This is a genomic window from Serratia sp. UGAL515B_01, from assembly GCF_033095805.1.
GTDB lineage: Bacteria > Pseudomonadota > Gammaproteobacteria > Enterobacterales > Enterobacteriaceae > Chania.
This window is the reverse complement of record NZ_CP109901.1, coordinates 175,053-187,950: the sequence shown is the minus strand read 5'-3', so window position 1 is coordinate 187,950 and position 12,898 is coordinate 175,053. Positions and strand designations below refer to the sequence as shown.

The 12,898-nt window shown below is 50.0% G+C and carries 6 protein-coding genes; 5 read left to right on the top strand and 1 reads right to left on the bottom strand.

Annotated elements, in window-relative coordinates; translation table 11 throughout:
* Nucleotides 1-204 precede the first annotated feature (204 nt).
* A complete protein-coding gene (gene mgtA, locus OK023_RS01125; protein WP_317694357.1) occupies nt 205-2,913 on the bottom strand; it encodes a magnesium-translocating P-type ATPase in 2,709 nt (902 codons plus the stop codon).
* A 403-nt stretch (nt 2,914-3,316) separates the two neighbouring features.
* Here mgtA and treR point away from each other — a divergent pair, with 403 nt between their 5' ends.
* The 5 genes from treR (at nt 3,317) to nrdD (ending at nt 12,767) form a co-directional block, all read left to right on the top strand.
* Complete coding sequence (treR, locus tag OK023_RS01120) at nt 3,317-4,264, top strand: trehalose operon repressor TreR (RefSeq protein WP_317694356.1); 948 nt, start codon at nt 3,317-3,319, stop codon at nt 4,262-4,264.
* A 135-nt stretch (nt 4,265-4,399) separates the two neighbouring features.
* Nucleotides 4,400-5,815 (top strand): PTS trehalose transporter subunit IIBC, encoded by a 1,416-nt coding sequence (gene treB, locus OK023_RS01115; protein WP_317694355.1) that lies wholly within the window; start codon nt 4,400-4,402, stop codon nt 5,813-5,815.
* A 47-nt stretch (nt 5,816-5,862) separates the two neighbouring features.
* Entirely contained in the window at nt 5,863-7,527 is a 1,665-nt protein-coding gene (gene treC / locus OK023_RS01110) for an alpha,alpha-phosphotrehalase (protein WP_317694354.1), read from the top strand.
* A gap of 574 nt (nt 7,528-8,101) precedes the next feature.
* Complete coding sequence (locus tag OK023_RS01105) at nt 8,102-10,135, top strand: glycoside hydrolase family 3 protein (RefSeq protein ID WP_317694353.1); 2,034 nt, start codon at nt 8,102-8,104, stop codon at nt 10,133-10,135.
* 493 nt (nt 10,136-10,628) lie between these two features.
* On the top strand, nt 10,629-12,767 hold the full coding sequence (nrdD, locus tag OK023_RS01100; protein WP_317694352.1) for an anaerobic ribonucleoside-triphosphate reductase: 2,139 nt from the start codon (nt 10,629-10,631) through the stop codon (nt 12,765-12,767).
* Nucleotides 12,768-12,898: the final 131 nt, after the last annotated feature.

Sequence of the window (12,898 nt, the reverse complement as noted above, 5' to 3'; positions counted from 1 at the left end):
CAATTCAAAGATGTTTCAAATTCCGTCAAAGAGGAAGTCTATTTCAGCTTTTACCTGTGTACGATATTGCGCAACACCACAGAAATCACTACCTAAGGCGCGAACCATGTTAGGTAGACGGCACTGTACACGCAGAAAAGCCGGCTATAGAGCTGAGTGCGTATTTTAGTCGAGTCTGACAGACATTAGAGGCGAGTCTACCTATTATTGCCAGCCGTAACGGCGCACAAACCAGCCTTTTACGCACTGGGTCAGTACCATATAACCCACCAGGATCACCACCAGCCATGGGAAATAGCCAAGCGGTAACGCCTGCAACTGCAGAAACCCGGCCAGCGGCGAGAAGGTTAGGCCGATCCCGGTAGCGATCACTGCCAGCGTCATGATGCACAGCGGCCAAGAGGGGCTGCTCTGGATAAAGGGGATTTTACGCGTGCGGATCATATGGACGATCAGCGTCTGCGACAGCAACCCTTCAACAAACCAGCCAGACTGGAACAGCGTCTGCATTTCCGGTGTGTTAGCCTTAAACACATACCACATCAGGCAGAAGGTCAATACATCAAAGATGGAACTGATCGGCCCGAAAAACACCATAAAACGTCCTAAATCACCGGAGTTCCAGCGCTGTGGCTTAGCGATCTGATCGTCATCGACGTTGTCGAATGGGATAGCGATTTGTGAAATATCGTACATCAGATTCTGGATCAACAGATGCAATGGCAGCATCGGCAGGAAAGGTAAAAAAGCACTGGCAATCAACACACTGAATACGTTGCCGAAGTTGGAACTGGCCGTCATCTTGATGTATTTAAGCATATTGGCAAAGGTACGACGGCCTTCAATCACCCCCTGTTCCAGTACCATAAGGCTTTTTTCCAACAAAATGATATCTGCAGCTTCTTTGGCTATATCCACAGCTGAATCGACCGAAATACCAATGTCCGCCGCACGCAGCGCCGGGGCATCGTTAATTCCGTCCCCCATAAATCCTACCACGTGGCCCTGTTTGCGTAGCACCTGGACGATACGCTCTTTGTGCAACGGCGTTAGCTTGGCAAATACTGTCGTGCGTGCCGCCTTCTGCGCCAACACGATGTCATCCATCCGTTCGATCTCGCTACCGAGTAGCACAGAGTCGGCCGCCAATCCCACATCCTTACAGACCTTGGCCGCCACCAAATCGTTGTCACCGGTGAGGATTTTGACGGTCACGCCATTGTGTTTCAACGCGGCCAATGCCGGAGCAGTGCTCTCTTTGGGAGGATCGAGGAAAGCAATATACCCTTCAAGGATCAGATCAGATTCATCCACCACACCATAATCATGGACTTGCGCTGGCAGAATTTTACTGGCCACCGCCACCACGCGTAATCCTTGCTGGTTGAGATCGTCGGTAATGCGGCGAATACGCGTAAGCAGAACCTCGCTTATCGGGATCACTTGCTCTTCCTGCCTCACATGGCTACAGATCCCCAACATTTCCTCCAGCGCCCCTTTGCAGATCAGCTTGTGATATTCCGCATCTTTCGCCACGACCACCGACATACGGCGGCGTTCAAAATCGAACGGGATCTCATCCACTTTCTGGTAATGCTCAAGTGCACCCGGTTGCCTGCTTTCGTCGGCACAATTAAGCACCGCCACGTCCAGCAGATTTTTCAGTCCGGTTTGGTAGAAGCTATTCAGCCAAGCATAGCGCAGCACGCGCTCACTATTGGCACCAAACACATCGGTATGGCGTTCTAGTACGATCTTATCCTGAGTCAGGGTGCCGGTTTTATCAGTACACAGAATGTCCATCGCGCCGAAATTCTGGATCGCATCCAGACGCTTGACTATCACTTTCTGACGCGAAAGTTTGACCGCCCCCTTCGCCAGCGTTGAAGTCACAATCATCGGCAACATTTCCGGCGTCAACCCAACGGCAACCGAAAGCGCAAACAGGGCTGCCTCCCACCAGTCGCCCTTGGTATAGCCATTGATCAACAACACAATTGGCGTCATCACCAGCATGAAGCGGATCAGCAACCAACTGACTTTACTGATCCCCCTCTGGAAGGCATTCGGTTGTTCATCCTGACTGGTGACCCGTAGGGCAAGCTGGCCAAAATAGGTTTCGCTACCGGTACCAATCACCATTGCCAGTGCGGTGCCACTGACCACGTTAGTGCCCATAAAGCAAAGATTCTGACACGCTAGCGGATCGTTTATCTGGCTTTGTAGCTGAGCCACCTTTTCTACCGGTAGTGATTCACCGGTCAATGCTGCCTGGCTGATAAACAGATCTTTGGCTGAAAGCAGGCGTAAATCCGCCGGGATCATGTCCCCTGCGGCCAGTTTAATCACATCACCTAGTACCAATTGGGAGATAGGAAGTTCGATGTGTTCACTTTTGCCGGTCAACGCATCGCTGCGGATCACCGTCGCGGTATTACTGACCATCGCTTTTAACGCATCAGCAGCCTTGTTGGAGCGCGCCTCCTGAATGAAATGCAATAACGTCGAGATCAACACCATCAGCGCAATCACCAGCGCACCGGTCAGATCTTCAGTGGCATAGGAAATGATCCCCAATACCGTCAGCAACAAATTGAACGGATTACGATAGCAGTGCCACAGATGACGCCACCAGGTTTCAACCTGCTGGTTTTCAATAACATTCGCGCCAAACTGGCGACGTACGCTTTCTGCTTCATGCTCAGTGATCCCTTCCGGGTAGCTGCCAAAACGTTCATAGAGTTGCGTCGAACTGGCAGCGGCGCATTCCAACCGTTGCTTTGCCAAACCCGCTGGCAGTTCATGCGCCACGCCGCTGAAGTTTTCCGACAGAGCATCACGCCGAACCAAACGACGTGGCAAATTGCGGCTGAGCAACCCAAGCAAATGGCGGGGAATGTTTTTTAGTTTCATTATTCACACCTTGTCACCCAATACCTTGTAGTTATGGGGGAACGGCGGACCAACAAGCAGGGGCGATTTCAGACACACGCAAAATCATCAGCCTCGCTGGGTCCTTTTATTTTCGATCAAAACAGGGCGAACATGCGCCGCTGTCTACCGTATATTTAGCCGGTAAAACAGCAACGCCAGGCGGAGAGGTTTTACCGGAATACCGAATGAAAATTATCGGGGTCAGGATCTGGATCCATTAAAGGTATTAACCTCCGGTCAAGAAAATGTGGGGCAGCAGTAGTGGCTATTTCGTTTTGTACCACGTCGCTTACTTTGCACAAAGACCCACGCGGTCAATTACGCTATTGTGGCAAGTGTGATTTGTAAGTTTAAGCTCATTAACCTAAACGAAAAATAAACCATGCAAAACCGTCTGACAATCAAGGATATCGCCCGCCTGAGCGGCGTAGGCAAGTCTACCGTATCGCGAGTGATGAATAACGAAGGCAGCGTAAGCCCACAAACCCGTGAACGCGTGGAGGCGGTGATCCGCAATCAGGGTTTTATCCCGTCAAAATCCGCACGGGCTATGCGTGGCCGCAGTGACAAAGTGGTAGCGATTATCGTTTCACGTCTGGATTCCCCTTCGGAAAACCAAGCTGTACGCACCATGCTACCCTTACTTTACCAACAAGGTTTTGATCCGATCGTGATGGAAAGTCAGTTTGAAACCCGGCTGGTACAGGAACATCTCGACATGTTACAACAGCGTGATGTTGATGGCGTGATCCTGTTTGGCTTTACCGGCCTGACTGCCGCCATGCTCACCCCGTGGCAGGAAAGAATAGTGGTGGTCGCCCGTGGTTATCCTGGAATTTCTTCCGTTTGTTATGATGATGAGGGTGCGGTCAAATTGCTAATGCAACGCCTGCGCCAGCAAGGGCATACGCATATCAGTTATCTGGGGGTGCAGGAGGCGGATGCCACCACCGGGATGCGTCGTCATCAGGCCTATCTGGATACCTGCCACGAGCAGAATATCATGCCAGTTGCCGCGCTAGGCGAACTGAGCTACCAAAGTGGTTTCCAACTTGCCGCCAGCGTGATCAAACCACATACCACCGCGCTGATATGCGCTTCAGACACTATCGCCCTCGGTGCGATGAAATATCTTCAACAACAGCACACTACGTCGCTGCAGGTTTGTGCTATCGGTAACACCCCAATGTTCAACTTTTTGTTCCCTGAAACATTCTCTGTTGAACTGGGTTACGGTCGTGCAGGGCAACAGGCTGCACAGCAGTTACTCAGCCAGTTAAGCGGCGAGCAAAGCGTGCGCCAGATCATTATCCCAAGCAAACTCTCATGATGAAGTGAGGCTATTGATTGTTCGTTTTGTGATCATCGACCCAGGCTGGGAACGTTCCCATTTAATGTAAACAGATGACTCGCTAAACTTTAAACATAAATACCTCTGCGCTTCACTGATAACAAGGAACCCATAATGAGCAAAGTTCAGCAGCAGGACATTGACCGTCTGATTGCGCTGGTAGGTGGTCGCGAGAATATCGCCACCGTCAGCCACTGTCTTACTCGCCTACGCTTCGTCCTTAACGATCCTGCCAAGGCAAAACCACAAGAGATCGAAGCACTGCGAATGGTTAAAGGCTGTTTCACCAACGCCGGTCAGTTTCAGGTGGTGATTGGTACCGATGTGGGTGATTACTATCGGGTACTGATTGCTACCACCGGTATCAACGAAGCCGATAAAGAGCAAGCCAAACTCGCAGCTCGCCAGAATATGACCTGGTTCGAACGCGGTATTTCCCACTTTGCCGAAATATTCTTCCCGTTATTGCCAGCACTGATTAGCGGTGGTTTGATCCTGGGCTTCCGCAACGTGATCGGCGATATTCCGATGTCTGACGGCCAGACGCTGGCACAACTGCACCCCGCCTGGAAAACCGTTTACGACTTCCTGTGGTTACTTGGTGAAGCCATCTTTATGTTCCTACCCGTCGCGATCTGCTGGTCAACGGTAAAAAAGATGGGGGGTACACCAGTGCTTGGCATCGTGATGGGGATCACCTTGGTATCACCACAACTAATGAACTCCTACCTGCTCGGCCAGCAAATACCAGAGGTATGGGATTTTGGCTGGTTTACCATTGAGAAGGTGGGCTACCAGGCACAGGTGATCCCCTCAATCCTGGCCGGTATGGCACTCGCCTGGATCGAAACTCGTCTGAAAAAGATCGTACCGGACTATTTGTATCTGGTTATCGTCCCCGTCATTTCCCTGCTATTGGCCGTGTTCCTGGCACACACGCTGATCGGGCCGTTTGGTCGTATGATCGGTGACGGTGTTGCCTGGGCGGTGAAATGGGTCATGACCGGCAGTTTCGCCCCCATCGGCGCAGCACTGTTTGGTTTCCTGTATGCGCCGTTAGTTATCACCGGCGTGCATCAGACCACACTGGCGATTGATATGCAGATGATCCAGAGCATGGGCGGCACCCCGGTCTGGCCGTTGATCGCACTTTCAAACATCGCTCAGGCTTCAGCAGTATTAGGGATCATTATTGTCAGTCGTAAAGCGAATGAACGGGAAATCTCCGTTCCTGCCGCCATTTCCGCCTACCTCGGCGTAACCGAACCTGCCATGTACGGCATCAACCTTAAATATCGTTTCCCAATGCTGTGCGCCATGATCGGCTCCGCCATCGCGGGCTTGATCTGTGGGCTGACCGGCGTAATGGCAAACGGTATTGGCGTTGGTGGCCTACCAGGCATCCTGTCAATCAAACCACAATTCTGGTTAATCTACTCACTGGCGATCTTGGTAGCAGTAGTGATCCCGCTATTGCTGACGATGATGGTTTATAAGCGCAAAACAAACCGCGGTGAATTAACGGTTTAAATGCTCTGGGGCCAATACTTGGCACTGTCACAAAAAAGGTACCAATAATGAGTAGCGCGATTCCATGGTGGCAAAACGGTGTCATCTACCAAATCTATCCCAAAAGCTTTCAGGACAGCACCGGCAACGGTTATGGCGATCTGGCTGGCGTCATCCAACGCTTGGACTATTTGCAGGATCTGGGCGTTGACGCCGTCTGGCTAACGCCTGTTTATGTCTCGCCTCAGGTAGATAACGGCTACGACGTGGCAGACTACTGTGCCATCGACCCATCATATGGCACCCTGGCAGACTTCGAAAATCTGGTCGCACAGGCCCATCAGCGTAATATCCGTATTGTGATGGATATGGTGTTCAATCATACCTCTACCGAACACCCCTGGTTTAAAGCCGCACAAGACCCCAGTAGCCCAATGCGTCAGTGCTATATTTGGCGGGATGGGAAAGGCGATTCCCCCCCCAACAATTGGCGTTCCAAGTTCGGTGGCAGCGCCTGGCAATGGCACGCAGACAGCGGCCAATACTACTTGCATCTGTTTGCCACCGAGCAGGCCGACCTGAACTGGGAATATCCACCAGTACGCGAAGAACTGAAGAAAGTGTGCCAATTCTGGGCAGATAAAGGTGTGGACGGATTGCGTCTCGATGTAATCAATCTGGTTTCCAAGCAACAAGACTTTCCTTGTGACACAGAGGGTGATGGTCGCCGTTTCTATACCGATGGCCCACGTATTCATGAATTCTTGCAGGAAATGAGCCGCGAAATATTCCAGCCACGTGGCCTGATGACAGTAGGAGAAATGTCCTCTACGTCATTGGAACACTGCCAACAATACGCGGCGCAAAGCGGCCAAGAGTTGTCGATGACCTTCAACTTCCACCATCTGAAAGTAGACTATGCCAACGGGCAGAAATGGACATTAGCCGCACCAGATTTCGTGGAGCTGAAGCAGATTTTCCAGCATTGGCAGCAAGGGATGCATAACCACGCCTGGAATGCGTTGTTCTGGTGTAATCACGATCAACCACGCATCGTTTCTCGTTTTGGTGATGAAGGTGAGTTGCGCGTTATCGCCGCCAAAATGCTGGCAATGGTACTACATGGTATGCAAGGTACCCCCTATATCTATCAAGGTGAAGAGATTGGCATGACCAATCCAGGCTTTAGTCATATCGATCAATACCGCGACGTGGAAAGCCTGAATATGTACGCTGAGTTGCACGCACAAGGCAAAAGTGATGCAGAGCTATTGGCAATCCTGGCCAGTAAATCGCGAGATAACGGCCGCACGCCAATGCAATGGGACGCCACAGCCAATGCTGGATTCACCACCGCCACACCGTGGATCCATTGTGCAGAAAATTATCGGCAAATTAATGCCAAAGCGGCAGTGGCCGACCGAAATTCGGTCTTTTACACTTATCAGCATCTGATAGCCCTACGGAAACAGTTTCCGCTGCTGACTCACGGTGACTATCAGGATCTGGCTCCTGCCCACCCGATGTTATGGTGTTATCAACGTAGTTGGAACGGGCAACGGTTACTTGTCGTGGCTAACCTAAGCAGAGAACCGCTGGTATGGGATGCTTGTGGCGTTGAATCTTGCGAATTGTGGCACCCCTTAATGAGCAGCTATGATGATGTGGCTCAGCAACCGCAAGCCTCTACTCTGCGGCCATTTGAAGCAATATGGTGGCTGTATAACCCCTGACAAACGCTATTCCTTATTTTCCCACCAAAACCGCGCAGCTCACGCATGACTCTGCGCTCAGTAACCAGGCCCACTTCTTTGGGCCTCATCCCTTCGGGACACCGCAAACCACATTTAGCATTATTACGCGCAGCTATTTATGCTGTGCCATCAATTACAACCCCCATTCACGCGGCTCGAATTATTTAGAGTCTATACTCGTCATACTTCAAGTTGCTTGGGTGTTGACTACCTTCGTTCACCCCAGTCACTTACCTGAGTAAGCTCCTGGGGCTTCGCTCAGTTGCCGCCTACAAGCAACTCGAATTATTTTTGGTATATTCCCATAACCATAAAAAATTAAAGTGTGAAGATAATCCCAAATTATAAACACATTTACTTCATGCTATAAAAAACATGCAATAGTCGCATTAAAAATAAGCCTGAGTTAGTAATTTAATTAAAAATAATAACTAAAATAAATAATTCACTCTACTTAACACACCTATTGTAATTTAATTATCAGTGATATTAACCATCTGAAATTAATTAATCATGGGTATATTTACCACTTCTAATAATACGGATTTTTATTATGAAACCTAACGGTAAAACGATAGTTATACTCAGTGGATTACTAGCCTTAGGCTCAAGTGGGTGTGATAGCAATGATGCTTATCCTATATCACGTGCACAAGCTGAATTAGAAAGCAGGAGTGTTCCAATAATTACCATCGGCCCGCTTAAATTTAAGGATCTGAATAAAAATGGCCAGCTCGAACCTTATGAAGATTGGCGTCTTGATAGCGCTACTCGTGCCAGTGACCTGACTTCACGAATGACCGTGGAAGAAAAAGCAGGAGCCATGATGCACGGTACTATCGCACTAAATAAATCAAGGCGTGTAGATTTCAGTGCCATTGAAGAAGAGGTTAATCAGCGTTTTGTTAATACCTTTATTACCCGTATGGCTGGCGATCCAAAGCATATTTCCTCTGATAATAATATGTTGCAAGAAATAGCAGAGAAAACTCGCCTGGGTATTCCAATCACTATCAGTAGCGATCCTCGTAACCATTTCGTCAACGATCCTAACGCCACCAGCGTTGCCGCTGGCAGTTTTTCACAATGGCCAGAACCTCTAGGTATGGCGGCTATCGGTGACGCCGCACAGGTTAAAACCTTTGGAGATATCGCCCGTCAGGAATACCGTGCTGTGGGGATACAAATGGCATTATCCCCACAGGCAGACCTGGCTACCGAACCTCGTTGGGGGCGAATCAACGGTACCTTCGGAGAAGATAACCAGCTTGCCAAACGCTTGGTGCAGGCCTATATCGAAGGCTTCCAGCACGGTAATAAAGGGCTGCAGCAAACCAGCGTCATCGCCGTGGTAAAACACTTTGCAGGTGGGGGGCCGCAGCTTAATGGGTTGGATCCGCATAACATCTACGGTAAAGAACAGGCATATCCAGGGGAGGATCTGGAATACCACCTGGTCCCCTTTGAAGGTGCCTTTGCGGCAAACGTTGCTTCGGTAATGCCTTATTACGGCAAGCCAATCAATCTTTGGTACAAGGGCCAACAGATTGAAGAAGTAGGCTTTGGTTTTAACAAGCAGGTGTTGACCGGCATATTACGTGGTCGTTTTCGCTTCACTGGCGTAGTGTTAAGTGACTGGGGCATTCTGGAGAGCTGTGAAGGTAAGTGCATCACCGGTATCAGCGATGCCGATATCGCTGCCGGAGTCTCCCCCATGAGCACCAGGTTCGGCATGTCATGGGGAGTTGAAAACCTCACTCGTCAAGAGCGTGTAGTCAAAGCGGTAGAAGCCGGTGTCGATCAGTTTGGTGGTACCACCGACTCTAGTGATTTGATCGCCGCCATCAACCAGCAGCAACTGCCAATCGCCACCGTCGATGCTTCGGTGAAAAGAATTTTGCAGCAGAAGTTTGAACTGGGGTTGTTTGAAAAACCGTACGTAGATGAAACCCGGGCGGTGAAGATTGTTGGTAACAGTGAATTCCAGAAGAAAGGCGATGATGCACAGCGACGCTCACAAGTCTTGCTGCAGAATAACAACGATCTGTTGCCACTGGCACTGAGTGGTAAAAAGGTATTCCTGCATAACGTCAATGCCAGCGTGGCGGCACGTTACGGATTAGAAGTGGTCAAGACGCCTGAACAAGCCGAGATCGCCATCTTGCGTGTGGATACACCACACCAGAACGATCCACATTATCCATTTGGTTCCTCGATAAACTTCGGCCAGTTGGGCTTTGACGATGCTAATACCGTCGTGCTGGATAAGAAAGCCGGTACTTACAGTGGCAGTGAAGACTATCAACTGATCAAACAGGTGAAGGCTCTCAACATTCCAACGGTCATTTCGGTGTACCTTGATCGCCCGGCGATCCTGACCAACATCGTGGATAAAACCGATGTATTACTGGCCAACTTCGGAGCTTCCGATGAGGCCGTGCTGGACGTGATCACCGGCAAGAGCAAGGCTCAAGGGAAGCTGCCGTTTGAACTGCCTTCCAGTTGGCAAGCGGTGCTAGGCCAGAAAGAAGACATGCCACACGATTCGGTTAACCCACTATTCCCTATTGGCGCTGGCATTTTATAATAGATTTACCGCATTATCGGCACACTTGGCGGCGAACTTCAAACCTCGCCGCCAAGTGTTCACTGTCTCCTCGAACTTGAAAACCCTGCACCAAACAGCCCTTGTCCAAAGGCTATTTCAATCTGGCCATCCACGACTTATAGGCAGTGGCGTTCGGCAAGCGACATAAACCTCTCTGCCATCTATTGAGTGATGCGATCTCCATCACACTTTAGCGATCTTTCTCGTCCCCGGTATTCGACCTGGATCCACAGATAGCAAGGGCTTCCACCCAGACGAAAATTGACCGTTGTATAGCGTTCAAACTGTTTTCCCTATTCTTTGCTCTACGTCATAAAAAACGCAACAACGTCAATATATAGTGCCTTCACATTAAATATTTACTATATGTAGTTTTCATCCACAGTATTATCCACACGCTACCACAGCGCTCATCATGGTGATATTGCCCTGTGGACAAGCTAAGTGCGCTCAAGGGAGCAGGAGTAATAACGTGAAACCAGTCGTGATTAAACGGGACGGTTGCCAAGTACCTTTTGACGAAGTGCGGATTAAGCAGGCCGTTGAGCGAGCAGCCTTGGCAGCTGGCGTTGTTGATGCTGATTACTGTGCTACCGTCGCCAGTGTCGTCACTCAGCAGATGGCGCAGCTGCTACGTGTCGATATCCATAAAATCCAACAGGCGGTTGAGAACCTACTGATGGCTGGGCCTTATAAGCAACTGGCACGCACCTACATTGAGTACCGCCACGATCGAGACATATCGCGTGAGCTTCGCGGACAGCTAAATCAAGAGATCCGTGGTCTGATTGAACAAAGTAACATCGCGCTTTTGAATGAAAATGCCAATAAAGACAGCAAGGTGATCCCGACACAACGCGACCTGTTAGCCGGGATCGTGGCCAAACACTACGCGAAACAACATATTTTGCCACGCGATGTGGTGCTGGCTCATGAACGTGGCGAAATCCACTACCATGATCTCGACTACTCCCCCTTCTTCCCCATGTTCAACTGTATGCTGATTGACCTGAAAGGCATGTTGACTAACGGCTTCAAGATGGGCAATGCAGAGATCGAACCACCGAAGTCGATCTCCACCGCCACCGCCGTCACCGCACAGATCATTGCACAAGTCGCCAGCCATATTTATGGCGGAACGACCATCAACCGTATTGATGAAGTTTTAGCACCGTTTGTGACCAAAAGCTTCTTCAAGTACAAGCAGATAGCGGAACAGTGGCAAATCCCTGACCAGGAAGGCTATGCGCTGGCTCGTACTGAAAAAGAGTGTTACGACGCTTTCCAATCGCTGGAGTACGAAGTGAACACCCTTCATACTGCCAATGGACAGACACCGTTTGTGACGTTCGGTTTTGGCCTGGGAACGAGTTGGGAATCGCGCATGATCCAACAATCGATCCTGAAAAATCGCATTGCCGGGCTGGGTAAAAACCGCAAAACGGCAGTATTCCCGAAGTTGGTATTTGCCATTCGCGACGGCCTGAATCACAAATTTAGCGACGCCAATTACGATATCAAACAGTTGGCTCTGGAATGTGCCAGCAAGCGCATGTACCCCGACATTCTTAATTACGAACAAGTGGTCAAGGTCACCGGTTCGTTTAAAACGCCGATGGGCTGCCGCAGCTTCCTGGGGCTCTATGAAGAGAATGGCGAGCAAATTCACGATGGCCGTAACAATATCGGTGTGATCAGCCTGAACCTGCCGCGAATTGCCTTGGAAGCCAAAGGGGATGAAAACCGTTTTTGGTCGTTGCTGGATGAGCGCCTGCTATTGGCCAAAAAAGCGTTGATGACACGCATTGCGCGTCTGGAAGGTATCAAAGCTCGGGTGGCTCCAATCCTTTATATGGAAGGAGCCTGCGGTGTCCGGCTCAAAGCCGACGATAACATTGCGCAGATTTTCAAGCATGGCCGCGCCTCGATCTCACTGGGTTACATCGGTGTACATGAAACTATTAATGCCCTGTTTGGCGCAGAAAAACACGTTTATGACGATGAACAACTGCGTGCAAAAGCGATCGCTCTTGTTGAACGTCTAAAAGCTGCCACCGAAAGCTGGAAAGCCGAAACTGGCTACGGTTTCAGTCTGTACAGTACGCCAAGTGAAAACCTGTGCGACCGCTTTTGCCGCTTAGATACCAGTGAATTTGGTGTGATCGACGGAGTCACTGACAAAAGGTACTACACCAACAGTTTCCATCTTGATGTCGAGAAAAAAGTCACCCCTTACGACAAGCTAGATTTCGAAGCGCCTTATCCGCCGCTGACTAACGGTGGTTTTATCTGTTACGGCGAATACCCAAACCTGCAACACAACCTCAAAGCACTTGAGGATGTATGGGATTACAGCTACTCACGCGTTCCTTATTACGGCACCAACACCCCCATAGATGAATGTTACCAGTGTGGTTATACCGGTGAATTTTCTTGTACCAGTAAAGGGTTTACCTGCCCGAAATGTGGTAACCACGATCCAGCGAAAGTCTCTGTGACGCGCCGCGTATGCGGTTATCTGGGTAGCCCGGATGCCAGGCCTTTCAACGCCGGTAAGCAGGAAGAAGTAAAACGCAGGGTAAAACACCTAGACAATGGGCAGATCGGTTAATGGCTCTCTCGCACGGGGTTGGGTCTCAGACACAACGCCTTCTTCTATGTAAGACCGGTGTCATGGGAATTGCCGTAATAACGTGCAGTCGCATGAAACAACCATGAACGGCAATTGCAGGGCCCAAGACC

Coding starts and splice junctions, on each gene's coding strand:
- treB (WP_317694355.1), top strand. CDS start 4,400: ATGAGCAAAGTTCAGCAGCAGGACATTGACCGTCTGATTGCGCTGGTA.
- OK023_RS01105 (WP_317694353.1), top strand. CDS start 8,102: ATGAAACCTAACGGTAAAACGATAGTTATACTCAGTGGATTACTAGCC.
- treR (WP_317694356.1), top strand. CDS start 3,317: ATGCAAAACCGTCTGACAATCAAGGATATCGCCCGCCTGAGCGGCGTA.
- mgtA (WP_317694357.1), bottom strand. CDS start 2,913: ATGAAACTAAAAAACATTCCCCGCCATTTGCTTGGGTTGCTCAGCCGC.
- treC (WP_317694354.1), top strand. CDS start 5,863: ATGAGTAGCGCGATTCCATGGTGGCAAAACGGTGTCATCTACCAAATC.